The sequence below is a fragment of the Mesorhizobium sp. M0296 genome (assembly GCF_040321675.1).
Classification (GTDB): domain Bacteria; phylum Pseudomonadota; class Alphaproteobacteria; order Rhizobiales; family Rhizobiaceae; genus Mesorhizobium.
In genome coordinates, this window is the sequence record NZ_JAMYRZ010000012.1 from 62,991 (window position 1) to 89,446 (window position 26,456).

Here is a 26,456-nt window from a genome sequence, read left to right on the forward strand (position 1 = left end):
GTTCTACATCGGTCGTTCTAACGCCTGTGGTTCAGAACAGGAAGTAGCGTTGCGCCATCGGCAGCACGGTAGCCGGCTCGCACGTCAGGAGTTCCCCGTCGGCGCGGACCTCATAGGTTTCGGGGTCGACCTCGACATGCGGCGTGGCGTCATTGAGCACCATCGAATGCTTGCCGATGCCGCCGCGGGTGTTTTCGACCGCGACCATCTGCTTGTCGACGCCTAGCCTGCCGCGCAGGCCGGCGTCGAGCGCGGCCTTCGAAACGAAGGTCACCGACGAATTGGTCATCGCCTTGCCGTAGGCCCCGAACATCGGCCGGTAATGCATCGGCTGCGGCGTCGGGATCGAGGCGTTGGGATCGCCCATCGGGGCGGCGGCGATCATGCCGCCGATCAGCACCATGTCCGGCTTGACGCCGAAAAAGGCCGGATTCCACAGCACGAGATCGGCGCGTTTTCCCACCGCCACCGAGCCGATGTCCTTCGACAGGCCATGCGCGATGGCCGGATTGATGGTGTATTTGGCGATGTAGCGGCGGACGCGGAAATTGTCGTTGTCGCCGGTCTCCTGCGGCAGCGAACCGCGCTGGCGCTTCATCTTGTCGGCGGTCTGCCAGCAGCGGATCGCCACTTCGCCGACACGGCCCATGGCCTGGCTGTCCGACGAGATGATCGAGAAGGCGCCGATGTCGTGCAGAATGTCTTCGGCGGCGATGGTTTCCTTGCGGATGCGGCTCTCGGCAAAGGCGATGTCTTCGGGGATCGACGGCGACAGATGGTGACAGACCATCAGCATGTCGAGGTGTTCGGCCAGCGTGTTGACCGTGTAGGGGCGGGTCGGATTGGTCGAGGACGGAATGACGTTGGGCAGGCCGCAGACCTTGATGATATCAGGTGCGTGGCCGCCGCCGGCGCCTTCGGTGTGGAAGGCATGGATGGTGCGGCCCTTGATCGCCGCGACCGTGTTTTCGACGAAGCCGGACTCGTTCAGCGTGTCGGTGTGGATCATCACCTGCACGTCGTAATCGTCGGCGACCGACAGGCAGCAGTCGATTGCAGCCGGTGTCGTGCCCCAGTCCTCATGCAGCTTCAGCGAGCAGGCGCCGGCGAGCACCATCTCCTCGAGCGCGGCAGGCAGCGACGCGTTGCCCTTACCCGACAGGCCGATATTCATCGGGAAGGCGTCGAAAGACTGGATCATGCGCGCCAGATGCCACGGCCCCGGCGTGCAGGTGGTCGCCAGCGTGCCGTGCGCCGGGCCGGTGCCGCCGCCGAGCATGGTGGTGATGCCCGACATAAGCGCTTCCTCGATCTGCTGCGGGCAGATGAAGTGGATATGCGCGTCGAAGCCGCCGGCGGTCAGGATCTTGCCCTCGCCGGCGATGATCTCGGTGCCGGGACCGATGATGATGGTGACGCCGCCTTGGGTATCCGGATTGCCGGCCTTGCCGATCGCGGCGATACGGCCGTCCCTGAGGCCGATATCTGCCTTGACGATACCGGCGGTGGCATCGACGACCAACGCATTGGTGATGACGGTGTCGACCGCGCCTTGCGCGCGCGACACCTGGCTCTGGCCCATGCCGTCGCGGATGACCTTGCCGCCGCCGAACTTCACCTCCTCGCCGTGAAGAGTGAGATCCCTTTCGACCTCGATGAACAGCTCGGTGTCGGCGAGCCGGACCTTGTCGCCGACGGTCGGGCCGTACATCTGCGCATAGGCGGCGCGGGTGATTTTAGCCATCAGCAATTGCTCCCGAAATACAGCCCGAAAATACCGCTTGTCGAAGCCGGGCCCCACATTGCCGCCATCCTATGGTCACGCAATGACCCGCTGAGCGACACTTTCCGATCCCATTTAGCGTTTGAGGTGGCCGGGCCACCCCAAAACGACCATTTGCCAATCGATGGAAAGGAACATCCATGCGCAAAACGACACTTCTGGCAGCCGCCGCCACGCTGGTGCTCGCAACCGCCGCCAGCGCCCAGCAACAGCCTGCGCAGCAGCCCAGTCCGGCGCCGGCTGCGCCTGCTCCTGCCGCGCCCGGGGCGCAGCCGCAGGCGCCCACCATCCAGGCGATCAACGTCGTCGATATCAAGGATCTGCCCGCGGACACTCAAGCCAAGGTCAACGAGGTGATCGCCAAGCGCAGCGATGCCGACCTGCAGAAACTGCGCGGCTCGATCGACGCGACACCGCAGGTAAAATCCGCGCTCGAAGCCAAGGGGCTCACCTCGGCGCAGGTGATCGCCGCCAGCATGAGCACCAATGGCGCGCTGACGCTGATCACCAAGAAAGCGAGCTGACGAGACGAGGCGGCTGGCCGGCGCCCGGCCAGCCCGCCGCATCGCAAAGGGAACCTTCACGGGGGACGTTACGTTTCGGTCCTGTCGCCCTGACACGAGCCTCGAAAAGGACCCTGAGAACGAGCGATGGCGATCACCACCTTCTCCGACACCAGATGGCTGCATGGGATTGCCGCGACCGCGTTTCTGGCAGCCAGCATTCCGCACGCCGCGCTGAACGCGCAGAGCCTCGACAGCGCCGAGACCGTCAACCGGATCGTCGGCTCGGAGGTCGGCCAGGAAGAGGCCCAGACAAATGCGGAAGCCGGCAAGGTCAGTTCGGCGATCGACCGCACGCGTGAAAACATCGCCGCCGTGCGCAAGACATCCAAGCTCGACAAGGTCGATATCGTGTTTCTTACCGATGCCGCGCGCACCGAAGGCGGCCCGCCGCCGGCGATCGAAAACAAGGTCAGGCAACATCGGGACGACATCGCCGAGCTGCGCAAGGAGATCGAGGCGAACGCATTGCTGTTCAACGCCATCGATTCGCGGCGAGTGCAAACCGAGGACGTTCTGGCGGTGGAATTCGACGATCCGGGAAAGGTCGTCATCTATGCGGCGGCCAAGCCGCCCGGCTGAGCCGAAACTGCTCGACGCCTTCGATCTCACAGCGCGCCCATGATCTTCTGCTGAAATCCGTAGACCTCGCGCTTGCCGCCGAACGGCACCAGGGTAACGTCGCGCTCTTGGCCGGGCTCGAAGCGCATGGCGGTGCCGGCAGCGATGTCGAGGCGCATGCCGCGGGCCTTGTCGCGATCGAATCTCAGTCCCTCATTGGTCTCGAAGAAATGATAATGGCTGCCTACCTGGATCGGCCGGTCGCCGCCGTTGGCTACCTTCAAGGTGACCGTCGCCAGACCCTTGTTCAGTTCGATCTCGCCGCTTGCCGTGATGATTTCGCCGGGGATCATCGCGGCCTCACACGACGCCGAAAGCGAGGCCGGCGCCAATCACGGCACAAGCGGCGCCAGCGGCGCGGGCAAGCCTGCGGAAGCGCCAGCCGAGGCCGAGACCGGCCGCGATGCCGACGGCGTGGAGCAGTGCCGTGGCAACGGCAAAGCCCGCCATATAGCCGAGTCCGCCGACATTCTCAGGCACCTCGGTGCCATGGGCATAGCCGTGGAACAGCGCGAACAGGCCGGTGACGGCGACGCCGGCCGAGACAGGAAGATCGACGGCGAGCGCAACCAGCAGCCCGAGTGCCACGACGGACGCCAGTATCGCCGGCTCGACGAAAGGCATCGGCACATGCAGCATGCCGAGCACGCCGCCGGCCAGCATGACGCTTACGAAGGCCAGCGGCCATGCCCAGATCGCTTTGTCGCCCCTGAGCGCGGCCCATAGGCCGACGGCAATCATCACCGTCATGTGATCGAGGCCGGAGAGCGGGTGGGAGAAGCCGGCGGTGAAGGACCAAACCGTGCCGGCGCCGACATGGGCATAGGCTGGCATTGCTGCCGCCAGCAGCAGGACCGCCGACAGCGTTGAGCGTTTCATCGTGGCGGGGATCATCGGCGTAGCTTCCATCTTCGAGTACCTCTCACGCCGCCTTGCGGGCCGGAGCGCAGCCCTCTGCCTTGAGGACGCGCCTGGTGGAGGCCGGATATTTCGTCAGCAGCGCTGCCGGACGGATCGGGCGGGCCGAGAAGTTGCCGCCGCAATTCGGACAGGCGCCGCCGAGCACGTTTTGTGCGCAGTCGGCGCAAAAGGTGCATTCGAAGGTGCAGATCACCGCATCCGTCGCATCGGGCGGCAGATCCTTGTCGCAGCACTCGCAGTTGGGACGCAGCTCAAGCATTTTCCTCTCCTTGGCGGTGTTATCTGATCGGCTCGTGCACGGTCACCAGCTTGGTGCCGTCTGGAAACGTCGCCTCGACCTGCACATCGTGGATCATTTCCGCAATGCCTTCCATCACCTGGGCCCGGGTGACGACATGGGCGCCGGCCTCCATCAGCTCGGCGACCGCGCGGCCGTCGCGGGCACCCTCGACGACGAAATCGGTGATCAGCGCGATCGCTTCCGGATGATTGAGCTTGACGCCGCGTTCGAGCCGCTTGCGGGCCACGATCGCCGCCATGGCGATCAGCAGCTTGTCTTTCTCCCTCGGCGTCAGATTCATGCTTTTTCCTGCGGTGGCACAATCGAAATCAGAGTGACCATAATTTGGGCAGGCCCGCCCGTCCGTTGAGCAATTCGACAAGCGGCACCAGCCGCTTGCGGAGCTGGTAGCCGTCCTCAGCGAAGAGCCTCGCAAGAAACTTGCCAGATTTCCGCACGCTCCAGAAACTGACGCCGCCCTGGCCGCCAACTATGCCCCGGGCCGGCTCGAGCAAAGCCTCTGCCCGTGGCGACACCATCAGCAGCGTCGCCACGGCGACGGCACCGCCGGCCGCTGCGGGACGGTTCAAGGTGGCCGCAATGTCCGGCCCGATGCGGAACTCCTCTGCATGGACCAGCGCCCCGTCCTGGCGGACGCGCCAGCGGTCGTGGAAATGGCCTTGCGAAGCCCGTTCACCCATGGCCAGGCGGCCGAAGACGGTAGCCTCCAGGATCAGCGCCTCGGCTCCGGTGGCAAGCTCCACGTCAAGGCTGCGGGCAAAGGCCGAGCGGTCGAAGACGATGGTTTCCTGTGGCAGCCAGGCAATGTGGCCGTTTTCCCCGACAGTCAGTTGCACCCGCACTTCGGCGCGGTCGGATGCGGCGCGATAGATTTTCTCGCAGGCCTGCGTTGTTATGGTTGCGGAGGCGCCGGCACCGACATCGACCTCCCAGGCGAGACGGTCGCCACCGGTCAGCCCACCGGCGGTGTTGATCAGGACGGCTTCCAGCGGATCGGCCGAGACCGCCGGCATGCGGATCTTGGCCGAACCGTCCTGGTACAGACGCCGAAGACGCGTGCGGCCTCCGTTCCAGTCGCAGCCAAGCCGCGCGACGCCGGCAACACGCTGGGCCGGCGGCACTGAAGTCAAGCTATATGCGATCGTATCCACGACACCAACGTTAAGCACTGCGGCGGCTTTGTCGATATATAGCTTGTTGCTTGACAGCGTTTCGGTTTCTATAGAGGGAGCCACCTTGGTACGGTCACCGGCGCCTGGCGGGGGTAAAAGGCGACGATGACGACGTAATCGAGGACAAAAGGGGCGCTGATCAGTTGGCGTCGGGAAACGACAGAGTTGGGGAAGAAACCGAATGGCTGACCAGCTGGCAAACGATATCATCGCCAAGATCAAGGCTCATGCCGAGCCGGGCGGCGAGGAAATCACCACCAGTACCGAACTGACCGCCCTTGGCATCCATTCGCTGGAACTGACGGAGATCATCTTCGATCTCGAGGAAGAGTATGGCATCGAAATCGAGATGAACACTGTCGATGCCTGGAGCAATCTGAAGAATGTCGGCGACATGGTCGAGGCGGTTCGCGCGCTGATCGCGAAAAAAGCCTGACTGAATGCACAAGCGCGTCGTCATCACGGGCATCGGCGGATTATGCGGGCTCGGCACCAATGCATCGGCAATCTGGAATGAAATGCGCGCCGGCCGTTCGGCAATCGGCGCGATCGACAATCCGCTGCTGCATGATCTGAAGGTCAAGGTCGGCTGCGAAATCAAGGCGCTTCCCGAGCACGGCATCGACCGCAAGCAGGTCGTGTCGATGGACCGCTTCAGCCTTCTGGCGACGATCGCCGCGCGGGAGGCGGCACAGCAGGCGGGATTGAACCCGCACGCGGCCAACACCTACCGGATGGGCACCATCGTCGGCGTCGGCGTCTGCGGCTGGGAGGCAATCGAAGAGAACTATCGCGCCATCCTGCTCGAAGGCAAGAACCGCGCCGGCATCTTCACCGTCCCGAAAGTAATGCCGGGCGCTGCAGCCGGCCATGTCAGCATGAATCTTGGTCTGCGCGGGCCGGTGTTCGGCATCACCTCTGCCTGCTCGTCATCCAACCACGCCATTGCCTCGGCGGTCGATCAGATCAGGCTCGGCCGGGCCGACGTCATGGTCGCCGGCGGCACCGATGCGCCGCTGGTCTGGGGCATCCTCAAGGGCTGGGAGGCCCTGCGGGTGCTGTCGCCGGACACCTGCCGGCCGTTTTCGGCCGACCGCCAGGGGCTCGTGCTCGGCGAAGGCGCCGGCATGGTGGTGCTGGAAACATATGAGCATGCCATGGCGCGCGGCGCCGCCATCCTTGCCGAAATCGCCGGCGTCGGCCTTTCCGCCGACGCCTCCGATATCGTCGCGCCAACCATCGAAGGGCCTGAGGCGGCGATGCGCTTCTGCCTCGTCGATGCCGGGCTCAATCCCGAGGACGTCGACTATCTCAACGCGCATGGCACCGGCACCAAGGCCAACGATCAGATCGAGACGGCGGCGATCAAACGCGTGTTCGGCGGCCATGCCTACAAGCTTTCGGTGTCCTCGACCAAATCGATGCACGCCCACTGCCTCGGCGCCTCCGGCGCGCTGGAAATGATCGCCTGCGTGATGGCGATCCGCGAAGGCATCGTACCGCCGACCGCCAATTATCGGGAAGCCGACGCCGACTGCGATCTCGACATCACGCCGAACGTGGCGCGCGAACGCACCGTGCGCACCGCGATCAGCAACAGCTTCGCCTTCGGCGGCACCAATGCGGTGCTGGCGGTCAAGGCCGTGTGACCGCACCCCTTGCGGGTCCTTCACCGGGGCCGGCGAAACTTTCCATGCGCATATTGATCGCGCCAGGCGTCGCGCCTAACTCTCTGCGACCCGCCATGACCGTGCCGCTCGGCGCGGTCCCCTACCAGGAGTTTCGATGACCGATCTGTCCGCGTTTCCGATTGCCAGGCGCTGGCCGGCGAGCCACCCCGACCGCATCCAGCTTTATTCGTTTCCGACGCCGAACGGGGTGAAGATATCGATCGCGCTGGAGGAACTTGGCCTGCCTTACGAGCCGCATGCCGTCGATATCGGCAAGAACGAGAGCTGGACCCCGGAATTCCTGTCTTTGAACCCGAACGGCAAGATACCGGCGATGATCGATCCGGACGGCCCGGGCGGCAAGCCGATCGGCTTGTTCGAATCCGGCGCCATCCTGCTTTACCTCAGCGACAAGACCGGCAAGCTGGTCCCGGCAGACGCGACGCTGCGTTATGAGACGATCCAGTGGGTGTTCTTCCAGATGGCTTCGATCGGGCCGATGTTCGGCCAAGTCGGATTCTTCCACAAATTCGCTGGGCGCGAAATCGCCGACAAGCGCCCGCTGGAACGTTATCGCGACGAGTCGCGACGGCTGATCGGCGTCCTCGAAACGAGGCTCAAGGGCCGCAGCTGGATCATGGGCGACGATTACACCATCGCCGATATTTCGATGCTTGGGTGGGTGCGCAATCTGATCGGCTTCTACGAGGCGCGGGAACTCGTCGGTTTCGACGATTTCCCCAGCGTGGGCGCATGGCTGGAGCGTGGCCTCGCCCGACCGGCGGTGCAGAGGGGCCTCACCATTCCGGCCAGAAACTGATCTTACGTCGATTCCGCTCGGCTATTTTGCCTTGGTCCGGGGCTTTGAGCCGCCCTTGCCGACTACGGAAGCAGCAAGCGACGCCGCACCTTTGGCGGTGGCAAGCACGGCACCGGCGGCGACATTGGCCGTTGCTTTAACAGTGCGCATTGCGCTGCCTGCGATCGATCCTCTGCTGCTTGCCGATCTTTTGGGCTTGGGTGCAGCGGCTTTGGCCGCGGCAGGCATCACCTTTTTCGGCGCCGCCTTGCCAAAGCTGGGCTTTGCCGCATCCTTGGAGCGCGCCGCTGCTGCCGGGCCGGCGCTGGTTTTCACTCGAGTGGCTTTTGATCGTGTTGCCCTGCCCTTGGCGGGCGCAGGCTTTCTTGCCATGGTTTCCATCGAACGGTTCCCTCATGGGCACAATTGCCGTGTCCGGGATAACGGCCTGAAACTGTCAAGGTTCCGGCCGGGCGGTTCCTTGCAAGTCAGGCCAGGTCGCCGACCACCAGGTCGGCGGGCCGCCGACGGGCAAGCACGCGGTCGATGTTCGGCATATCGTTAGAGGCGATCCAGGCGCGCGCGTCCTCGTCGGAGCGGCCGTGCTCGTGCCATCGCGCCAGCAGTCGGCGCTCGAGCTCGGCGCGCGGCACATCGACGAAGATCGAGAAGTCGAACAGCGGCGCCAGCCGCGTCCAGGGTTCCTCGTCGAGCAGCAGATAATTGCCTTCGACCAGGATGAATTTGGTGTCGGCGGCGACAATCGCAGCGGCGGCGCGCGACAGCTCCATGCTGCGGTCGAAGACCGGGATGGCGATATCCGGCTCGCCGGCGCGGATGCGCTTCAGCAGCGCTTCGAAGCCGGCAAAATCAAAGGTTTCCGGAGCACCTTTTCGCGCGCGAAGGCCGCGTCGATCGAGCACGACGTCATCGTAATGGAAGCCATCCATCGGCACGACTTCCGCCGTGCCTTCCGGCAGCAGGTCGTGCAAGCCTGTCGACAATGTCGACTTGCCGGCGCCGGGCGGACCGGCAATGGCAACGATGAAGCGCGGCGCCTTGCCGGCGCGCTTGAAAATGGCAGCAGCGATATGGGCGATTTCTGACATTGGCCCCCTTACCGTGGTTCTGGCGCATTTTGGCGGCAGTTTTCGAAAATTTCAAACGCCGGATTGTGCCAAGCCTTCAATCGGGCCTGGATTGACCGATCCGCAGGAAATCGCTGTCGAAGGCGATGTCGCGCACGGCACCGTCAGCCGCCAGGATGCGCATGTGGCCCGGCGAGGTCGTGACGTCGTGCGGCGGCTCGCCGGATGGCCACGGCAGTGCGCCGATGACATGGCGGAACGAAAAGCGGCGCCCTTCGGAAAGGGCAAAGGCGGTCGCCACGCCTTCGCGCTTCAGCCAATTGTCGCCGAGCGATGCGGCGTGGCCGACGGCCGTGCGGCCGTCCTCGATGCCGAGCACGCCGCGGTGGCGGCCACTCCATGGCGCATAATCGCGCCCGCCATTGCTGACCCACAGCATGGTGACCGGCAGTTCGGCCGGGTTCTTCAGCACCAGCACGAGATCGGCTTCCGCCTGGCGCGCCAGCGCCGTCCAGCCCGGCCCGCCATGATCGGCCTCGACCAGCGTCACGAAGTCCTCACGCAGCTGGTCCATGCGATAGGTGGTCAGGTCAATCGTGCCGCCGTTGGCGGCGGGAAAGCGCGTCAGGTCGGCGGTTCGCGCCGGGTAGGCGAGCAACGAGCGGCCGCGGGCCGGATCGGGCTCCGGCGCCTCACTCGGCGTTGCGGCAAGGCGCTTGGGCGAGAAGGCCAGCCTGCCGCCGGCCGTCATCACCGTCATCGGGTGGTGGGCGACGGGAATGGCGCCGGCGCCGCCGGAAAAGACGTGTTCCTGATAGAGAAAGGGATGATCGTCGCGCAAGGTCAGGATCTTGTCGACGGTTGCGCCCATGACCGGGCGCTGCAGCCGGAAGACGGCGCGCCAGCCGTCGGCCGTTGCCGCGCTGTCGACGACGTCCCAGCGACTATTTGCCGGCCAGCCATGCAAAGGTGCCGCTTCGACGTCGCTGATCGAGAACGGCGCGCAGAGGAAATCGCCGGACAGGTGGACCGTCCCTTCAGGCAGGTCTTTCGGCAGCATCTCGCGCGGCTCGCCGACCCAGGGTGCGCGATGCAGCGGCTTCAGCCGGCGGCCATCGATATCGACCGTCATGTCGGCGAGATGGCCGACGGCAAGATCGACCGATACCGAAATGCCCTTCGCCGTGATCGTGACCGTATCCATGTGCACCTACCGATTCTGCCAGCCCGATTCCGGCGGCCCGATTCTGCCGGCGCCAGCAAAGCCCACTCGCCGCCGGTTGCGCAAGCGCGGTGGCCGGCAATTCACCTCAGGCGGCGCCACGTCGGCCTGTGGACAGGGCACCGTTCGAGGCCCAGACCGATATTAACCAAATGGACTGTGCCTTTGCGTTAAGATAGCTTCGCCTCGTCTCAGAAACTGCCTGCCTTCGGAACTGACTTGTCCGCCCTTCGGTTCTTTTCGTCCGTCCACAAATGCGTCGCTGTGCTGGCGCTGCTGCTGTTTGCTGCCGGCTGCACGACAGTCACGCCGCCCGACAGCGTGCTGGCGGTACCGGCGCCGCCGCAGAAATATGCCGCCATGGTCATCGATGCCGGCACCGGCAAGACGCTGTTCGAGGTCAATTCGACGGCGCCGCGTTATCCGGCGTCACTGACCAAGATGATGACGCTCTACCTCCTGTTCGAGGCGCTGGATTCTGGCCGCATCAGCAAGGAGACACAAATTCCGGTGTCGGACAACGCCGCCCGGCAGCCGCCGACCAAGCTGCGGTTCAGGCGCGGCGAGACCATCGACGTCGATTCGGCGATCCGCGCCATCGTCGTCAAATCGGCCAATGACGTGGCGGTCGCAATTGCCGAATATCTCGGCGGCAGCGAAGAGGCGTTCGCCGGCATGATGACCGCCAAGGCGCGCCAGATCGGCATGAGCAGCACCGTGTTCCGCAACGCCTCGGGCCTGCCGGACGGCGACCAGCACACCAGCGCGCGCGACATGGCGGTGCTCGGCATGGCGCTGCACGCCCGCTTCCCGCAGCATTTCCACTATTTCTCCGAAAGCGACTTCATGTTCCGCGGCAGGCTGGTGCGCGGCCACAACGACATGCTCGGCCGGGTGCGCGGCGTCGACGGCATCAAGACCGGCTACATCAGGGCTTCGGGCTTCAACATCGTCACCTCCTATAATGCGGACGGGCACAGGCTGATCATCGTGGTGATGGGCGCCGACAGCGCGCGCCAGCGCAACGACCACGTCGAGGCGCTGATCCAGCGCAGCCTGTTGCCGACCTCCGAGGCAAAGACGCGGCTGCTGTATGCCGAGGAGCAGTGACAGTTGAAGTCCGAGTGTTGACCGCGTGCGGGTTCAGGCGACAAACGCAGAGCCGCCGTTTTGCGCGACACTGCTGAGATACTTTGCCGGCGGCTTGCCAAGCGCTTTCTTGAACATGGTGATGAAGGCGGTGATCGATTCGTAACCGAGATCGGCCGAAACCTGCTGCACGCTGGCGCCGGAGGCCAGCTCGCGCATTGCGACGATCAGGTGCAGTTGCTGGCGCCAGCGCCCGAAGGTCAGCCCTGTCTCTTTCACCACGAGACGTGCGAGACTGCTCTCGCTGAGCGCGACGCGACTGGCCCATTCCGCCAGGGTGCTGCGATCGGCAGGGTCTTGCGCCAACGCCGCCGCGATGCGCCTCAAGCGCGGCTCGGACGAGATCGGCAAATGCAGCTGCTGGACAGGCATGCGCGGCAGTTCGGTGAGCAGAGCCCTGGTCAGGAGCTCGCCCCTCGCGTCATCGTCCTCAACGCGATCCGTCAGCTCGATGATGAGCTCGCGCAGCAACGGCGAGATCGAAAGCGTGCAGCACCGGTCCGGCAGGTCGGTAGCTCCCGGTTCGATATAGACGAAGAAAATCCGGGCATTGGCGGTCGCGATATTGCTGTGCTCCATGTCGCCGGGAATCCACACCGCGCAATGCGGCGGCACCATCCACAGGCCGCTGGGGACGCGACATGTGACGCCACCGCCCAGCGCGAAGACGAGTTGCCCTTTGCGGTGGTGGTGGTCCGGCACCTCCGCCCCGGTTTCGGTAACGTCAACGCGCACGGCGATTGCCGGGGCGAGGACATCATCCGGATCGAAAGGCCAGGGATAGCGGAGAGGCTGTCTCATATTGACTGATTTTAGCGATCGACTGCCAAGATATCTAAATTACTCACACAGGAAAGTCGATAGTTTAGGGATGAGTAACTCAGAAGCCGACAGGCGGGCTTCCATTTAGTGATGCCCTGCTTGCGTTCTGAACGTCGGACCAACAAGCCCGGCGCACGAAAACAGGCTGGCGTCCGCCACGCAGCAAGAAGGGACGATACCAATGCTCGCCTTGGTCACATCTTCCGACAGCGCCACCGGGTTGCGGCTCGCCGAGCTTGGTGAGCCCGAGCCCGCCCCGCATGAGGCGCTGGTCTCGGTCCGGGCAGTCTCGCTGAACCGCGGCGAACTGCGCCTGCTCAACATCCGTCCGAACGGCTGGGTGCCTGGCCAGGACGTCGCCGGAATTGTCGAGCGCGCCGCGGCCGACGGCTCCGGGCCGGCCGTCGGCGCCCGGGTTGCGGCTCTGGTCGACGAGGCCGGGTGGGCCGAACGGGTCGCCGTTCCGACCGACCACCTCGCCATCCTGCCGGACGACGTCAGCTTCGTCTCCGCCGCCACTGTTCCGGTCGCGGGCACGACCGCGCTGCGGACCCTGCGCCTCGGCGGCGACCTGGCCGGCCAGCGGGTGCTGATTACCGGCGCAAGCGGCGCGGTCGGCCGTTTCCAGATCCAGATCGCCCGCCAGCAGGGCGCGTCGGTGGTGGCGGTCGCCGCTGAACGGCATACCGACGATCTCCGCGGCCTCGGAGCCGAGCGGGTCGTCGAAACGATCGAGCTGGCCGAAGGACTGTTCTCGCTGATTACCGAATCGGTGGGCGGCGATAGCCTCGCCCACGCGATCGAACGGATCGCGCCCGGCGGGACCGTCGTCATGTTCGGCTCGAGCAGCGGCGAGCTCACGCCGATCGGCTTCCGCCAGTTCGTTCCGGGGCACGAAGGTGCGCGGCTGCAGACCTTCGCCTACTACGCTTCCGGTCCGGAGGTTGGCGCCGACATCGCCTCGCTGCTCGCGCTGATCGCAGCCGGCCGGCTCGAAACGCGCGTAGTCCTCACCGTGCCGTGGCGGGACGTCGGCCAAGCCGTCGACGCGCTGCGGCAGCGCAGCATCAGCGGCAAGGCAGTGCTTACCGTGACAGAATGAGCAGGCGGTGGCGCCGGACGGGACGGTGTCTGTCTCCCCCGGGCTGCTACGGCAACTTGAGCCCGCTGGCGATTGCCCGTTGAAGCCGGCGCCTGCTTCCGCTAAGAAGCCGTGGCTGGCCGGTTACCCGGCTGGTTCGTTTTTGGGATCACCGATCCTGAAGGCACCCGTAGCTCAGCTGGATAGAGCGCTGCCCTCCGAAGGCAGAGGTCACAGGTTCGAATCCTGTCGGGTGCGCCAAATCCATCGCTCCGGGTCTGACGGAATGACTGAGCGCTACTCCGCATGAGTGGTTGTTGTACCTACCGAATGATAGCTTTGAGGCTCTATAATAGGGAAGCCATACTGCCTTGCTAACTGCTCAGGCTTGGGCGAAGAAAGACACAGGGCTAAGTTTTGGCGCGAATTGCCTGTGGGGGGCGCGTTGACTGGAACTCAAATTATCCGTGACACACTCGCACGTCATCGCGAGCAACCTTCGATCGGGCTCAACCTCACTTTTCCGATCAACTGGCAGATCGACGCAGACTTAGCCTCTGCGCTGGGTAAGGACCTGAAAGAAACCGGCTCCTCGTGGGAAATTCGCCGAGCAACTCCAAGTCTAGGCCACACCATCCCCGCGAAGTGCGGGCTCTATATGTTTGTCTATCGATCGCACCTCGCGATGCAGATCGCAGATGGCGCCGGGCATCAAGCTACGTGCGTCTTGTATGTCGGGCGGGCGGGCAGTTCAGAGAGCGCCAGGACTCTAAGGGACAGGTACAGGAATGAGTACAGTAAGTACGTCGGAGGTGACCCTGAAAACCTTTGGTCCAGCACCCCTCTAGGTAATCGTTCTGAGGTGTTGAAGCGGTATCTTTCGCTTTGGCCCCTTGAGTATTGGTTTCTCGTGGTGGAAGATCGAGAGAAGATCGCGTACCTTGAAGATCGCCTTATTAAATTTTTCGCCCCACCCCTCAATCGAAATGGCCTGCTTCGCTTGCACAAAGGCGAATCTCAGCCTGCATTCAGGAGTCGATAATGACCAACAAGACGTTTATACCAGCCTTCAGAGCATCCGTAGGTGACTGGGAATATTATATCTGTATCATGAAATATGCAGAGGTGGCTCGTCAAGTCGGGTTTGCCTACGAGCTTGGAGGCAACTCCGATCTGAACACCATGATCCAACGTGGACTTGGCGACCGCACCGATTCGATCAAGAACTACCTCTTGAAGAGCGATCATCGCTTTTTGGGTGCTCTCATCATCGCTGCTTGGGGCGGAGCACCTACCTACGTTGACATTTCGATGGACGATCCCGATGGCCTCCTCTCGGGCATTGATCGGCAATTCGGTGTGCTTACGTTTGACGGCACCCAGCAGTATTTTGCGCTGGACGGGCAACATCGGCTGAAGGCCATCAAGGAGGCAATTAAGAACAAACCGGCATTGGGGAAGGAGGACATCTGCGTTATCATGGTCTCGCACTTCGACTCCGAAGATGGAAAAATTCGCACCCGTCGGCTTTTCACAAACATTAACCGCAACGCGAAAGCGACGACCGGCGCGGAAAACATCGTTCTAGATGAGGATGACGGCGCTGCCATTCTGACCCGTAGACTGCTGACGGAGCACCCATTCCTGTCCAATGAAGGGGTAGTGAAGGTTTTTACCCGGGTGGGCGAGGAAGGCGAATTGCGTCTTGCCGCTGGCAACGTGCCGCAAGGAGATAAGAAAGCGCTGACCACCATCGCCAACCTGTATGACATCGTGCGCACATTGAGTTTCGATCTCGATCCTTCCATGCGCCAACCGCAGGCCCGGCCGTCAGACGAAATTCTTGAAACCTCCTACGGCGTCATTTCGCAAAGGCTCGATGACCTCCTCGCCTCAGCTGGCGATTTGAAGACGCCGCTGGCAAACGGTGCGAGTGCCAAGGACCTTCGCGTGGTCAAAGGCAAGGAGTCCGATGGCGCACCCTTCATGCGTCCGGTAGTTCAGAAAGCAGTGGCGCGGGTGGTCGCAGAGATCGCTTCCCAAGGGGTCCTGTCTTGGGAGGAGATTATGAAGCGCTTGTCGGCGCTCAAATGGCGAATCGGAGATGCTCCGTGGCTCGCCGTCTTCAATCCAACGACAGGCAAGATGATCTCATCGAAGGACAACGCGGAAGTCCTCCGTGACCTTCTCTACGTCCATCTGGCGGCGCCGAGCAGACAGTCCATCACGCGAGCCCGGAAACAATACAAAGATCTTCGCGGAACAGCATATCCAGTTACCGAGGAAATTCTGCTCCAACAGCTTACTCCTCATACGGAAGGCAAAATCGTCGTTCCTGACCTCATCCCTTCGGACGAGGTCTCCTCATCTTCCGAGCCTGAAGAGGAACCCGCCTGACTATTTGTGGCAGATCACGCAGCCAGCGGACGCTTCATCGATGCCGTAATAGTCGTCGATGGTCAGGTTCTTGTCGTTGGCTAGCGGATTAGCCCGCCGCCGCGCGAGCATCCGCGTGCGCCGCTGCTCGAATTCCAACTCGACCGCCTCAATGCGGGCGGGCTGTTCGAGATCAACAAGACTCTCGCCCTGGCTCCAAGTAAACGGAGAGCCATGCTCTAGCGCCGTCTTCTCGTAGCTCTTTGCGTCTTCATAGGCGTCAGGGTGCTCACGTTTGAGCCGAACCCATTCGATCTTCTGCTGGAAGAAACAGAAGGTGCAGCCTGAACGAGTTCTCCATTGGTAATATTCTGGTTCGCCAACGCCCGCGCTCTCCAACATATCTATCACGCCGGCTCGATCGATCCCCGCCTCACGTAACGGGAAATGAACGACCATGTTGCCGTTGGTGGCTTGATACCCTTCGCGGTTCGGCTCATCTGCGCGGATTGCAACGTAGGAGTGGACAACGATACCGGCTTCAAGGTCCGCCTTCAGCCAGTGCTCAAGGGGGCGAAGTTTCAGCTGCCGCGTGCACCAGCGGGTGCGTGGCGATGGGAGGAAATGCCTGTATTCCTTGAGCCAAAAATCGAAATCACGATCGGGATTAAGTCGCACGATCGGGCGGCCAAGAAAGCCTTCGAGACGGTCCAGAAAGGCGTAGACCTCCGCCAATTCCTTGCCCGTGTCGGTGAAGAAGTACTCTATATCGAGATCAGGACGGGTCTGCCGCATGTGCACGGCCAAAGCGGCGCTGTCGCGTCCGCCTGAAATGCCGAGAATGTGGCGCTCGCGATTGGTGTTCATACTGCCTCTGTGGTTTCCTCGGCAGAAAGCCGTTCAACAATACGTGCTAGTGCGGCAAACTCGACCGTCGACCGCAAATTGCGGCCACGCATTCGATGCAAGAAGTCGTCGGCCAACTCCTCGGCTTGCGCCAACTCTTTGTCGGTTACCTCGAACGTATGGAAAACGGGCTGTTCTTTCGGATCGAGTCCAACCATGACCGAAATCGCTTGCGAAGTGGGCGCACGGCCCTTTATCCCAGCAAACGTCTCGGCCTCCCGGAAACGTCTCGCGAGCTTTGCCAGTTCGAAAAGTGCTTGCTCGTGCTCTCGATCAGACCAGTTCCTCGGCGGCTTATGCACCAGCAAGCTCGCTAAGCCCTCGATATCGCCCTCATTAGCCTCAAACGCACCGGCGCGCATCGCGAACGCGTCAAGGCGGAGATCGGCCGTGACACCTGCGGCCGTCACCGCTCTAATGCCCAATCCCTCGAAGGTGTCCGGGTCCACCCCAAGATGGTTCGCGACCGCGGCTTTCAGCGCCGCTAGCATCGCCGGATAGGCAGCCTCGGATGCGGCAAGCGCCTTGGCTACTGCAACCGCAGGGTCCACCTCATCCCTCAGTACCTTGGCTAAATCAGCGAACAACAAAGCCTCAGGGTCTCTCGCCTTGAGAACCACGTCGCGCACCCGCATCACAGGAAGTGGCAAACTCGTCGTTCGCTGTGTCCACACTGGCAGGGCATGGAAGCGCTGGTAGAGTGCCGAAGCCACTGAAAGCGCTTCGGCCTCGATGGCGTCCCCTGTCTGGGACAGCAGCGTGGACAACTGCAGGATGAAAGCATCATCTTTTTTTGATCGCACAATGCGGCGAAATTCAATCGCTTTCGGCTCCTGTAGCATGCGATCTACAAAGACGTCGTCGATCATGGCTTGGTAGGAGCCATCTACATAGACCGCGATCGTAGCGCGATGCGCCATCAGAAACGCGAGGACCAGGACGGGCATGACACCGCGCTTGAGGCCGTAAGGCCTCCCGCTCCATTTGTCGTATAGTTCATCAAGCGTTAGATGACGTGCGGTCGCCAGAACTTTCCAGGCAGGGCGCAAGCTCTCGCCAGCTTTTCCATCATCAGGATCCTGAAACCGCCATACACCCGTATCATCCTGCCGGTGCAATCCGAAGGGTTTGAGGATTGTAAGGTACAGTCCCCGTTCAGCCGGAAACCCGCTTATGCCCAAATCTGGATCTGCGGATTTCGACACCATGGCGTGCGCGAGCGCACGCAAGCCAGCCATCGCGCTTGTTGAAGGCCGATCCCGGTAGAGCAACTCACTTTGAATGATAGGCGCATCATAGAACGCTTCCCCGGCGACAGCCGACGCGACAACGCTGAGTGAGCGTCCATCCAGCCTTTTCTCGCGAGCGCCAAGCCGCCACCAAATCGCTGTCGAGAAGGCATCCAGCAATTCGCGCCGCACCGCATCGGTGATCAATGCCCGTCGCGCGGACAGCTCGCGCCGCGCGATACGGTCACCCTCAAGCTGAGGATGCGAGGCTTCGATGCGGTCGACGGCGTAAAGGTCGGTCGCGTGCTCCCGCAGCATAAAAATGTTGTTGGCCGTCGCAACAGCCGCGAGGACACCGGCTTCCTCCAACGCCTCCCCGAGGGCCTTGGCGGCGGTCTCTGCCTTAGCCTCGAAAGTATAAGCGTCAGGGAGGAGTAGGACCAGCACGCCGCTGGCGCGTCGCTTCGTTTTGGCCAAGCGCCCGGCGATCTCGGCCGCCCAGGCCTTGCAGTCTCTCGGAACGTACTCGCCGAACTGCAGGAGCACATCGAACGTGCGGAGCGCGCCGCTTTCGAAGTAGTGACGCTTGGCGGCGATCGGACCGATGCCCAAACGACCAGGGAGATCTGTCAAGGCCTCGGCCTCAAGTTTCTCGCTCGCCAAGCGGATGGCCTCGTCAAGATCGAAGTCGCTGCCGGCAAAAAGCGCGTAACCCCCTAGCCGTGGTTGCCGGATCAGGATCGCGCGTGAGACCAGCTCAGTTAAAGCAGCGTCAACCTCGACCGCTGTGGCGGTTGGCGCGCACAAACGCAGGAAATCATCAGCTACGGCAAGCCCGGAGCCATTGCGGAAGAACTCAATGAGAGACGCGGCTTTCGCCAATCTAGCGCACAGGGGACCACGAAGCGCCGCCCGTTCCACGGCTTCCATTGCCAACGTCATACGCGCGCCATCCGGCCCGACTGACAACGCGGACCCAAAATTAGCGACAAGATAATCCCAAAGCTGATCCGGGCCGAACCACGCATCAGCCTCACTGGCGTCCGTCGCCGTCAAATGCGCTTGAAAGCCATGAGGCTCGGCCGATGAAAGGAAGCCGAAGACACTCCTCTCGTTCTGTGCGAACCGCTGTCGCGACACTGGCCCGAGTAGAAGCGCCGTGACCGGGTGCAGAGGCCAGGCCTGACGTAAGGCGTCAACCAGACTATCGGAATCGACCGGGCGCCTCGCGGCGACTGCCTCAGCTGTCTTTCGCGCTAACAACTCTGCCGCTTCCGGCGTGTGGTCACTAGTCACTGCGCGCGCCAATAGCGCCGCAACTTCATCCGCCTGTGCAACGAAGGGCACGTTCTGGAATCTGCCTTGGACCTTGGCCCACTCGTCGCGCGTGGTGCGATTAAGCTTGCCGGCATATTGTTCGAACGATTGGTGAAGTACGCCGACGATTACTAATCTGCCTTCAGAGCGGTTGGCACGCTCGGCAAGGTCCTGCAAAAGATGGACGTCGCCGCCTTCAGCGATGGCGTGCTCGAAAAACTTTCCAAGCTCGTCAACGATAACCAACAGTCCGCTGCGCTTCTTCGCCTCGGCTTCGAGTCGCCCGATTAATGCCCGGTCGTCGGCCTCCACGTTCGTCCGCACCGCCTTTGGCCACTTGAACGATGCAGCTGCTGCCGTTGCGAGGTCGCTAGCGAGGCCGGCCCGACGCCCGGTTAGAGCGATTACCGCCCATTGCGCGCCATCATCCGGAAACGCGCGCCTGAACTGCTCAACCAGATCGTGGCCTGCAATCTCCCTTGCGATTTCGCGTTGCTCGTGAGCGCCAGCCACCAAATTAGCGACCAGCAGTGCAGCGCAGGATTTGCCGCCGCCATAGGGGCCCGTCCAAGTGAAGGCACGTTGCCCGCCATCAGCGATTCCCGCAACCATCGCCTCGAGTGACTTACGCACGCTCGGCTGAAGTACATAGCCTGTCAGCGGGGGCGTTCCGGACAGGTCAGCATCAAGCCTAGCCGATAGCGCGAACCGCCGTTCGACACGTACGATCTCTGCGAGGGTCGTCATGCGGCCGCCCGCCGGTAGGGGTAGCTGGCGGTGACCAGCGCTCTATCGTCGACATCCGCGAGCTTGCGGGTCAATAAAACCTGTCGAAGTCCAGCGGTGTCGACCCAAATGATGGCGCCAGCCGTAACGTCCCCGATCTTCGTCAGACGAGCCATAACGCTGTCCTCGTCCAGCTTGAAGACACGACCGGGAGAGCCCGCGCCATAGCTTACCTGCTCAGCCGATAGCGTCGGAGCATCCGGATGCCACCGCGCCCAAAACTGCTTCAAGACCAGAGCGAAAATCCCGTCCTGAAGGCTCGGCTTAGGTCCGCGAACGAACTCAAACTGCCCCGACAAGCGAGACTCTCGGATCAGAGCCAACTCCGCAAGCAGCGGTTCAGCAGCATCTTCACTCACATCGCCCGATCGTGGCGCATAGCTTCTCAGGAACACTTCGACATCACGCTTTACCGTCTCCATAGTCGCACGAGCGCCTCGCCCCTTCGCTAGATCATGAATAGCCTCGACCAAGCCCTCCCGATCAAAGACCGTCTGATTGAGAGTGTTGAAAGCATAAAAGAAGGTTGTGGACTGCTCAGGCTTCCCAGCCAACGCGGCGTGAACTAGCCAGAGCGTGCTCGGATCCTCCAAATACGGATCAAGTCCAACACGATTGTCTAGCAACAACTGTGCCAACGCCGTCGGTACAAGGTTGCCATTCTCATCCGCCAACATGCCAGCTGCCAGCGCCCAATGACGCATGGCAAGCGCCATGTTCTTGCCGACTCCAAACTGCGCGATGGCCGTCTGTTCTTGAAACGTTCTACGCACCGCCCCATGATAGGCGACCGCATCAAACGCCTTCTTTAGCCAAAGAAGGCGGAGCGGGAAAGTTTCATGGCCCGCAAACTGCAGGCGCACATCAGAATCAGTGAGAACGTCCTTCATTGACCGACCTTACTGGAGGATCGGTCCAGTGTGCAAGAGTCATGCGCCGGATGGCGTCCGCGATTGCGTCAGCTGCATAATCTATTTCGGAGCAATCATTATACCGTCCACAATAAATACGAACAGTCTCTCGCATTTCGGATTCTGTAAAGCTCATTGCCGAGAGAACATGCGACGGCTGGATTTGGCCGCTCGTGCAAGCAGAACCTTCTGATAAGCAAACACTATCGGCCAACGCGTCGATCAATGACGGCGCATCTACCTCGAAAAATCGGAGACTTAGACTTCCAGGCAGCTGATGAGAGCCGGTTGTATTTCTTTGAAGCCGGACCTGCTTCGCCTCCAGACGGCCGACGAGACGATCGGCCAAATCGCGCACGTGGGCCAGGTCTTTCTCGAGACGAAGTGCCGCTACCCGAGCTGCGGCACCAAAGCCGACGATCAGCGGGGTAGGCAGCGTGCCAGGGCGAAGCCCCCTCTCCTGCGCGCCGCCGTGGAACAGCGGTCGTGGGCGATGTTGCGCGGCAGCGGAGACGAACAACGCGCCTATGCCCATAGGGCCGTATAACTTGTGCGAGGAAATGCTAGCGAAGTCATAGTCGGCTACGCAGGTTGGAAGCTTACCTGCAAGCTGCGCTACGTCGACGTGGATCATCGCACCAACCGCCCGAACATCGGACAATAAATCGGCAATTGGCTGAACTGTCCCGACCTCGTTGTTTGCGGCCATCACCGAGACTAGCAACGTCTGATCGGATAGCAGTCGTTGAAATGCAACCACGTCCAGCCGCCCATCACGCCTCACCGGGCAGACGCGAATCTTAAAGCCCTGCTCCTCAAGGCTAGCGGCCGCACTTAGAACACTCTTGTGCTCGATGGCCGACACTATGATCTCTCGACGCGCATCTCCTGCGCGTTGCGCCGCGTTAGCGACTCCGAGGATGGCCATGTTGTTCGCCTCTGTCGCGCCCGAGGTGAACACGAGTTCCTGTGGGGCAGCGCCGACTAGACTAGCGACTTCAATACGTGCCCGCTCCACCGCAACCGATGCTTCGGTGCCGCGCCGATGGGGAGAATGCGCATTGCCCGCTCGGCGATGCCACCAAGGCGCCATCGCCTGCTCCGCCTCCGGCGCCAACGGGGTCGTCGCGTGACCGTCTAGGTAGACAGGAAGAACAGCCTCGGTTTGACTCATGTGCGTTCTCGATTCTGCGGCATCTTAACTTAGAACGTGTTGTAGCGATGTAGCCGCCCTAGGAAATCTTCTTGTTCTGCGCCACGCGCTTCTCCTGTACGTGGTGTAACGGCGCAAACCGGATGATGCACCTTGGCTCTTTGCATACAATAAGAACATACCATGAACATTGGAGCTTATTTGTCCCAGGAAGTCAACCCCTTCAGCCCACGCCCGCAGAAGTCGAATCCTTTCAGGTGCGCCAAACTCGCCGTCTGCCGGTCGTTCTTTCCAGCCACATCGCGTAAAGCCGGACAATCCAGTCCTTCCCGCCCATCACTCACCTTCGATCTCAGCCATTGCCTGGAACCGAATCCACCTCGAATGACTTCCTCGTGAGATAAACTTGAGGAGCGCCCCGTGCCCGCACCACCTGAAATGGATGTCGTCCTCGAACAGCTGCCTCTAAGGGTCGGCGCCTATGTCCCCGACGACTTGCTGGAGGACTGGTTTGCGCCGGGAACTGGCATGAACCCGGTCAGCAAGGAAGCGCTTGCCGCCGCCAAGAACTACGGCTGGCGCTTCGAATGCGAGTTCAAGCACTACCCGGAACGCAAGGAAGGCGTGTTCTGGAAGTGGGTGCCGGCGATCTGACCGGCGCAGGACGGTTCATCGTTCCGCGGAAACGCAGAACCGGTCTATCTTATTGTTTGACGCAAATACCGGACGGAAAACCGCTTCACACTTTTCCTGGAATTGATCAGCCTCCGCCTATCGGCGTCGTCACCTTGCCGGTTCCGCCGCATTCGGGGCAGGTGCGGCCGTCGATCATGCCTGACCCTGCACAGCGGCGGCAAATATTCTCGCCAGCGCCTGGAGTGCCTGCGGGGACTTCGTCCGTGTTGGTCTGACCGGCTTGCCGGGGCTTGCCCTGCAGCTTGTTTCTCAGCCGGGCGACCCAGCCTTCGTCGACCTCGAGCGGCCTGCTGCTGTCGTCCGGCAGGCCTTCGCCGGATTGGCCGATGGTTTCATTGCGCGGCCGGTCGTTCGCGCCTGTCGTGATCTTCTGAGCCATTGCGTTTGCCTTTACGCCTTGCAATTTTCGAACGCCTCAGCGCCGCAGAGGTTCCGGTTCGACCGGCAGCCTTTCAGCCGGGTTTTCGCCGCACATTATCTATCCTGAACCCGGATTTCGGCCGCGCCGGCATGCGGGCAAGCGAGATCGTCATATCCTGATCGGGCACCTGGTAGGCCATCGACCGCGTCAGCAGGCGAACCGCTTCCATGATCAGCGCGACGGTGACGGCTTCTCCGGGGCAGCGATGGGTAGTCGCCGGATCTCCGCCGCCATGCGGGATGAATTCGAAGCCGTGGGTTTTCCAGCTCAAGCCGCGCTCCGGGATAAATCGGTCCGGCTCCACAAACAGGCGGCGATCGTGGTTGGTGCCGTGCAGGTCGAGCAGAATCCAGTCGCCTTCGTGGAAACGGTAGCCTTTCCATTCAAACGGGTGGCGGGCGCGGCCGCCGATGAACGGGAAGAACGGATAGAGCCGGCGAACCTCCTCGGCGAAGGCTTCCAGCCCGTCGTCATCGCCGGCGGCGAACTTATCGTACCATTGGCGGTGCTGGTGAAGCGCCAGCGCCGCAAACATGATGAAGCGGCCGATGGCGACAACCGGCCGGATGATGTTGATGATCTCGACCGCGGCACTGGCAAGATCGAGCGGCTTTCCCTCTGCATCGACATGTTCGCTGACCAGGCGGACCGGGCTGTTTGCCGGCAAATCAAGCGCGCCGCTTCGAACGCGCCGTACAAGCTCGCCGATAGTGCGTTCGGTCCGGCGTCGCCGCCACAGCGCCAGCATGGTCGACGGCCCGATGCCGCCGGCGTTCTCGACCATGCCGCTGAGCTCGCGGCAGAGTTCGGCGCGATCATTGTCGGCGGGGATGCCGGCCCAATCCGCTGCCGCCTGGGTCAGGACGAGGTTTACGGCGTCGAACAGGACGATCTCGTCACGCCGCTGCCAGTCTTCCAGCTGGTCGAGCCAGGCGCGACGGAAGGTTGCGCGGAGCCGCTCGATCTGGTCGCCATCCAACAGGATCGACAGGAAAAGCGCCTTGCGGTGGCGGTGAGCGGCGCCGTCGAGCGCCTGGACGCTGCCCTTGTCCTGCAGCAGACGCAGCGTGGTCTGCGGCATCGCGCCAACTCGGGTAAAGTGGTCGCCGCCGTAAAACATCTCGGCAGCCTCGGCACCACGGACACAGATTGCCGGCCGCAGCATCAGGCGCGTGGCAAAGATGTCGGTGTTCATGCGCCGGCAGCGGGCCGAAATGAAATCATAGCCCTCGCGCAGCAGGGCCAAGGTGCTGTCGAATGCGGCGCGCGGAATGGGTTTTGCGGGATGATTGCCGCCATCGGCATCGATCAGTTCACGTCTGTTCATGGCGTGCTCCCTGGCGTTGAAATTCCTCAACGCACGGCCGGCACTTTCGATCACTCGACTTTTTGACGGCTTTGCCGCGCCGCCCTTCGGCCGCGGCTGGCAAGGATGGTGGTCAGCGTGACCGGACGAAAAGCCCAGCTGTCGACGCCGACGTCATACTGGCGCGTGACCGGGGTCAGCCTGCCGTGGGAATGGCCATGCAGGTCGATCGATTTCCTGCCGATCTGATTCCAGGTGCGAAAAGGGTAGTGGCAAAGGATCAGCAGGCTGCCGTCGAGCGCCAGCTCCTTGTAGTGTTGCGTGCTCGCCCAACCTGTGGCCTCAATGGTGGCCGCAGCATCGTTGTTGCCGATGATCAAATGCTTGCTGCCATGAAGAGACGCCAGAAGCGACGACACGAACGCGGCCGATCCCGTGGCAAAATCGCCGAGATGCCAGACCTCGTCGTCCGGCCCGACAGTCTCGTTCCAGAACGCAATGAGCGACCGGTCATGTTCCGCCAGCGAGCCGAACGGGCGGCGGTCGATGCGCAAAATGCGCGGGTCGCTGAAATGTGTGTCGGCGGTGAAGTAGATCATGCGCTGGAGCCTGTTTCGAACTGCCGATCTGGGCGCGTGGCGCACCAAGTCCATGTTGCTCTCCCGATGCTTGCTCAACCCGCTCGATCGCCGGTTGTTCCTGGAAGCAGGCCCAGGCGGTTTCCGCTCGTTGGCACTTTGAAACGGGGGAACTTTGAACCGGGGAATTTTGAAACGGGGGAACTTTGAAATGAGACGCAGGTTAGAATGCTTGACGCCGATGCTCTGAAAGGACCTCGACGATGACCGACGCAGCACCTCTTGGGCGAAGCCCGGCTCAGGCGCGGGGCGATATCGACGCCGGGCGCGAAGGGGACAAGACCCCGGGCATCGATCCGGCTGCGGCTCCCATGGAGGCCGACGCGGAATCAGCCGGCAACGCTCCGCCGAAGAGCCCTGCCGCGCGCCATGAAACGCCGAAGTTTACCAACCAGGCGAGCTATGCCAATGCGATGCGCCCGCTGACGGATGAGCCCGACGTCCAACCGAGCAGATATTGGCCGGTGCTGGTGATTGCCGCCATCGTCGTGCTGGCCGCGGCGGTTTTCATCGGCGCAGCCATGCTGCACTGAATATCGTATCCAAGTTCAGCGGCGCGCAGAGGCTGGACATTTTGCTTCCGGTCCGGGACCTTTCTGACGCGCCAAGTTCAGGCGTGATCGAGTCTGCTGCACATTGACCACCAACCATCAATTCTTTGCCCGTGACGCCACCACCGTGGCGCGCGATATGATTGGCGCCACGCTGCTTGTGCACGGCGTTGGCGGCATCATCGTCGAGACCGAGGCCTATCGCCCGGATGACCCGGCTTCACATGCTTTCGGTGGCAGGACGGTGCGCAACGGCGCAATGTTCGGCGCCCCTGGCAGCGCATATGTCTATCGCTCCTATGGCCTGCATTGGTGCCTCAATGCCGTGTGCCTGCCCGGCAGTGCCGTGCTTGTCCGCGCAATCGAACCGCGATTAGGGCTGGAGGTGATGCGGGCCAATCGCGGCGTTGACGACCCCCGGCTGCTTTGCTCGGGACCGGGCCGCCTTTGCCAGGCGCTGGCAATCGACAAATCCCATGACGGGCTGCCGCTGGACGTGCCGCCATTCGAATTCAGGCAGCCGGGCGAAGCCGGCGCCGTTCTGACAGGCCGCCGGATCGGCATTTCCAAGGCTGTCGATGCCGAGTGGCGGTTCGGACTGCGCGGCTCGGATTATCTGAGCCGCAAGTTCTGATGCCCGCGGCAGCGGCAGAGCAGTTGCCCCCCGGCATCACTCGTCGGGTTTGCCGAGATGCATGGGTGTCGCCTGCTGGCGGGCTTCCCTGGTCACCTCGTCGGCTCCGGCAGGTGAAATCCCTCGCAACGCTTTCGCAGCTACGGTCAGGCGCCCGCGATCATTGCCGAAGCTCTTGATCAGCTGGCGGACCTGGTCGGCGGTGATGCCGTTCTGTTGGGCAAAATACTCGACTTCACGGTCGTCTTCCGCAGCAACGCGGTCGCGCTCGCGGAAATCTCGCTTGCTCTTATCGTCGGCCATTTTTTCCTCCTGGTGGAGCGTCGCATCCATGGCAACG

At 62.4% G+C, this 26,456-nt stretch carries 30 protein-coding genes and 1 tRNA gene; 12 read left to right on the plus strand and 19 right to left on the minus strand.

Annotated features, from left to right (window positions below; translation table 11 throughout):
• Positions 1 to 31: 31 nt before the first annotated feature.
• Positions 32 to 1,744: an urease subunit alpha gene (gene ureC / locus NKI97_RS14085; RefSeq protein WP_502900674.1), complete on the minus strand. Its 1,713-nt coding sequence runs from the start codon at positions 1,742 to 1,744 to the stop codon at positions 32 to 34.
• A gap of 179 nt (positions 1,745 to 1,923) precedes the next feature.
• On the opposite strand from ureC, the gene NKI97_RS14090 reads away from it, so the two are divergent.
• Both NKI97_RS14090 and NKI97_RS14095 read left to right on the plus strand, forming a co-directional pair.
• Entirely contained in the window at positions 1,924 to 2,307 is a 384-nt protein-coding gene (locus NKI97_RS14090; protein WP_023677006.1) for a hypothetical protein, read from the plus strand.
• Between the two features lie 126 nt (positions 2,308 to 2,433).
• A complete protein-coding gene (locus NKI97_RS14095; RefSeq protein ID WP_352449488.1) occupies positions 2,434 to 2,928 on the plus strand; it encodes a hypothetical protein in 495 nt (164 codons plus the stop codon).
• Between the two features lie 26 nt (positions 2,929 to 2,954).
• Here NKI97_RS14095 and NKI97_RS14100 read toward each other — a convergent pair whose 3' ends face one another.
• The 5 genes from NKI97_RS14100 to NKI97_RS14120 are packed head-to-tail and all read right to left on the minus strand — an operon-like array spanning position 2,955 to position 5,319.
• Positions 2,955 to 3,260: an urease subunit beta gene (locus tag NKI97_RS14100; protein WP_352449489.1), complete on the minus strand. Its 306-nt coding sequence runs from the start codon at positions 3,258 to 3,260 to the stop codon at positions 2,955 to 2,957.
• A 7-nt stretch (positions 3,261 to 3,267) separates the two neighbouring features.
• Positions 3,268 to 3,861: a HupE/UreJ family protein gene (locus tag NKI97_RS14105; protein ID WP_352449490.1), complete on the minus strand. Its 594-nt coding sequence runs from the start codon at positions 3,859 to 3,861 to the stop codon at positions 3,268 to 3,270.
• Between the two features lie 28 nt (positions 3,862 to 3,889).
• Positions 3,890 to 4,147 carry a DUF1272 domain-containing protein gene (locus NKI97_RS14110; RefSeq protein WP_352449491.1) on the minus strand — a complete coding sequence of 86 codons (258 nt, stop codon included), beginning with the start codon at positions 4,145 to 4,147 and terminating at the stop codon, positions 3,890 to 3,892.
• Positions 4,148 to 4,166: 19 nt separating this feature from the next.
• Complete coding sequence (locus tag NKI97_RS14115; RefSeq protein WP_023677011.1) at positions 4,167 to 4,469, minus strand: urease subunit gamma; 303 nt, start codon at positions 4,467 to 4,469, stop codon at positions 4,167 to 4,169.
• A 28-nt stretch (positions 4,470 to 4,497) separates the two neighbouring features.
• A complete protein-coding gene (locus NKI97_RS14120; RefSeq protein ID WP_502907102.1) occupies positions 4,498 to 5,319 on the minus strand; it encodes an urease accessory protein UreD in 822 nt (273 codons plus the stop codon).
• Positions 5,320 to 5,542: 223 nt separating this feature from the next.
• Here NKI97_RS14120 and NKI97_RS14125 point away from each other — a divergent pair, with 223 nt between their 5' ends.
• The 3 genes from NKI97_RS14125 (at position 5,543) to NKI97_RS14135 (ending at position 7,851) form a co-directional block, all read left to right on the plus strand.
• On the plus strand, positions 5,543 to 5,797 hold the full coding sequence (locus NKI97_RS14125) for an acyl carrier protein (RefSeq protein ID WP_023677013.1): 255 nt from the start codon (positions 5,543 to 5,545) through the stop codon (positions 5,795 to 5,797).
• 4 nt (positions 5,798 to 5,801) lie between these two features.
• Positions 5,802 to 7,010, plus strand: coding sequence for a beta-ketoacyl-[acyl-carrier-protein] synthase family protein (locus NKI97_RS14130; RefSeq protein WP_352744792.1), 1,209 nt, complete (start codon positions 5,802 to 5,804; stop codon positions 7,008 to 7,010).
• A gap of 136 nt (positions 7,011 to 7,146) precedes the next feature.
• On the plus strand, positions 7,147 to 7,851 hold the full coding sequence (locus NKI97_RS14135) for a glutathione S-transferase family protein (RefSeq protein WP_352455912.1): 705 nt from the start codon (positions 7,147 to 7,149) through the stop codon (positions 7,849 to 7,851).
• 21 nt (positions 7,852 to 7,872) lie between these two features.
• Here NKI97_RS14135 and NKI97_RS14140 read toward each other — a convergent pair whose 3' ends face one another.
• The 4 genes from NKI97_RS14140 to NKI97_RS14155 form a co-directional block, all read right to left on the minus strand.
• Complete coding sequence (locus NKI97_RS14140) at positions 7,873 to 8,001, minus strand: hypothetical protein (RefSeq protein WP_302893450.1); 129 nt, start codon at positions 7,999 to 8,001, stop codon at positions 7,873 to 7,875.
• On the minus strand, positions 7,988 to 8,248 hold the full coding sequence (locus NKI97_RS14145; RefSeq protein WP_352834709.1) for a hypothetical protein: 261 nt from the start codon (positions 8,246 to 8,248) through the stop codon (positions 7,988 to 7,990). The genes NKI97_RS14140 and NKI97_RS14145 overlap by 14 nt, the downstream gene beginning before the upstream one ends.
• A 70-nt stretch (positions 8,249 to 8,318) precedes the next feature.
• Positions 8,319 to 8,939 carry a nucleoside triphosphate hydrolase gene (locus NKI97_RS14150; protein WP_352449496.1) on the minus strand — a complete coding sequence of 207 codons (621 nt, stop codon included), beginning with the start codon at positions 8,937 to 8,939 and terminating at the stop codon, positions 8,319 to 8,321.
• Positions 8,940 to 9,015: 76 nt separating this feature from the next.
• Positions 9,016 to 10,122 (minus strand): hypothetical protein, encoded by a 1,107-nt coding sequence (locus NKI97_RS14155; protein WP_352834712.1) that lies wholly within the window; start codon positions 10,120 to 10,122, stop codon positions 9,016 to 9,018.
• A gap of 237 nt (positions 10,123 to 10,359) precedes the next feature.
• Between NKI97_RS14155 and NKI97_RS14160 the strand changes: the two genes are divergently transcribed.
• Positions 10,360 to 11,250: a D-alanyl-D-alanine carboxypeptidase family protein gene (locus tag NKI97_RS14160; protein ID WP_352834714.1), complete on the plus strand. Its 891-nt coding sequence runs from the start codon at positions 10,360 to 10,362 to the stop codon at positions 11,248 to 11,250.
• Positions 11,251 to 11,283: 33 nt separating this feature from the next.
• Here the strand turns inward: NKI97_RS14160 and NKI97_RS14165 are convergent, their stop codons facing one another.
• Positions 11,284 to 12,090: an AraC family transcriptional regulator gene (locus NKI97_RS14165; protein ID WP_352834717.1), complete on the minus strand. Its 807-nt coding sequence runs from the start codon at positions 12,088 to 12,090 to the stop codon at positions 11,284 to 11,286.
• Positions 12,091 to 12,292: 202 nt separating this feature from the next.
• On the opposite strand from NKI97_RS14165, the gene NKI97_RS14170 reads away from it, so the two are divergent.
• From NKI97_RS14170 to NKI97_RS14180, 3 genes are all read left to right on the plus strand, one after another.
• A complete protein-coding gene (locus NKI97_RS14170; protein ID WP_352834720.1) occupies positions 12,293 to 13,213 on the plus strand; it encodes a zinc-binding dehydrogenase in 921 nt (306 codons plus the stop codon).
• Positions 13,214 to 13,376: 163 nt separating this feature from the next.
• Positions 13,377 to 13,453: transfer RNA gene (locus NKI97_RS14175), tRNA-Arg, on the plus strand.
• 780 nt (positions 13,454 to 14,233) lie between these two features.
• Positions 14,234 to 15,589 (plus strand): DNA sulfur modification protein DndB, encoded by a 1,356-nt coding sequence (locus NKI97_RS14180; protein WP_352834722.1) that lies wholly within the window; start codon positions 14,234 to 14,236, stop codon positions 15,587 to 15,589.
• Here the strand turns inward: NKI97_RS14180 and NKI97_RS14185 are convergent, their stop codons facing one another.
• Genes NKI97_RS14185 through NKI97_RS14200 form a run of 4 tightly spaced genes read right to left on the minus strand, consistent with a single transcriptional unit; the run spans position 15,590 to position 21,891 of the window.
• Complete coding sequence (locus NKI97_RS14185) at positions 15,590 to 16,435, minus strand: phosphoadenosine phosphosulfate reductase domain-containing protein (RefSeq protein WP_352834725.1); 846 nt, start codon at positions 16,433 to 16,435, stop codon at positions 15,590 to 15,592.
• Positions 16,432 to 19,767: a hypothetical protein gene (locus NKI97_RS14190; RefSeq protein WP_352834728.1), complete on the minus strand. Its 3,336-nt coding sequence runs from the start codon at positions 19,765 to 19,767 to the stop codon at positions 16,432 to 16,434. Before NKI97_RS14190 ends, NKI97_RS14185 begins: the two co-directional genes overlap by 4 nt.
• On the minus strand, positions 19,764 to 20,696 hold the full coding sequence (locus NKI97_RS14195; RefSeq protein ID WP_352834731.1) for a DUF4007 family protein: 933 nt from the start codon (positions 20,694 to 20,696) through the stop codon (positions 19,764 to 19,766). Before NKI97_RS14195 ends, NKI97_RS14190 begins: the two co-directional genes overlap by 4 nt.
• The gene (locus NKI97_RS14200; protein ID WP_352834734.1) at positions 20,677 to 21,891 is read right to left on the minus strand and encodes a cysteine desulfurase family protein; all 1,215 of its coding nucleotides are present in this window, start codon (positions 21,889 to 21,891) and stop codon (positions 20,677 to 20,679) included. The genes NKI97_RS14195 and NKI97_RS14200 overlap by 20 nt, the downstream gene beginning before the upstream one ends.
• A gap of 399 nt (positions 21,892 to 22,290) precedes the next feature.
• Here NKI97_RS14200 and NKI97_RS14205 point away from each other — a divergent pair, with 399 nt between their 5' ends.
• Entirely contained in the window at positions 22,291 to 22,524 is a 234-nt protein-coding gene (locus NKI97_RS14205; protein WP_352834737.1) for a hypothetical protein, read from the plus strand.
• Between the two features lie 106 nt (positions 22,525 to 22,630).
• Here NKI97_RS14205 and NKI97_RS14210 read toward each other — a convergent pair whose 3' ends face one another.
• The 3 genes from NKI97_RS14210 to NKI97_RS14220 all read right to left on the minus strand — a co-directional run bounded on the left by NKI97_RS14210 (position 22,631) and on the right by NKI97_RS14220 (position 24,892).
• A complete protein-coding gene (locus tag NKI97_RS14210) occupies positions 22,631 to 22,945 on the minus strand; it encodes a hypothetical protein (protein ID WP_352540042.1) in 315 nt (104 codons plus the stop codon).
• Positions 22,946 to 23,018: 73 nt separating this feature from the next.
• Positions 23,019 to 24,314: a cytochrome P450 gene (locus tag NKI97_RS14215; protein ID WP_352834740.1), complete on the minus strand. Its 1,296-nt coding sequence runs from the start codon at positions 24,312 to 24,314 to the stop codon at positions 23,019 to 23,021.
• A gap of 50 nt (positions 24,315 to 24,364) precedes the next feature.
• Positions 24,365 to 24,892 carry a metallophosphoesterase gene (locus NKI97_RS14220; RefSeq protein WP_352834742.1) on the minus strand — a complete coding sequence of 176 codons (528 nt, stop codon included), beginning with the start codon at positions 24,890 to 24,892 and terminating at the stop codon, positions 24,365 to 24,367.
• A 242-nt stretch (positions 24,893 to 25,134) separates the two neighbouring features.
• On the opposite strand from NKI97_RS14220, the gene NKI97_RS14225 reads away from it, so the two are divergent.
• On the plus strand, positions 25,135 to 25,464 hold the full coding sequence (locus NKI97_RS14225; RefSeq protein WP_352834744.1) for a hypothetical protein: 330 nt from the start codon (positions 25,135 to 25,137) through the stop codon (positions 25,462 to 25,464).
• A gap of 103 nt (positions 25,465 to 25,567) precedes the next feature.
• On the plus strand, positions 25,568 to 26,116 hold the full coding sequence (locus NKI97_RS14230) for a DNA-3-methyladenine glycosylase (protein WP_352834746.1): 549 nt from the start codon (positions 25,568 to 25,570) through the stop codon (positions 26,114 to 26,116).
• A gap of 36 nt (positions 26,117 to 26,152) precedes the next feature.
• Here the strand turns inward: NKI97_RS14230 and NKI97_RS14235 are convergent, their stop codons facing one another.
• The gene (locus tag NKI97_RS14235) at positions 26,153 to 26,419 is read right to left on the minus strand and encodes a DUF3606 domain-containing protein (protein ID WP_352473022.1); all 267 of its coding nucleotides are present in this window, start codon (positions 26,417 to 26,419) and stop codon (positions 26,153 to 26,155) included.
• Between the last annotated feature and the right edge of the window lie 37 nt (positions 26,420 to 26,456).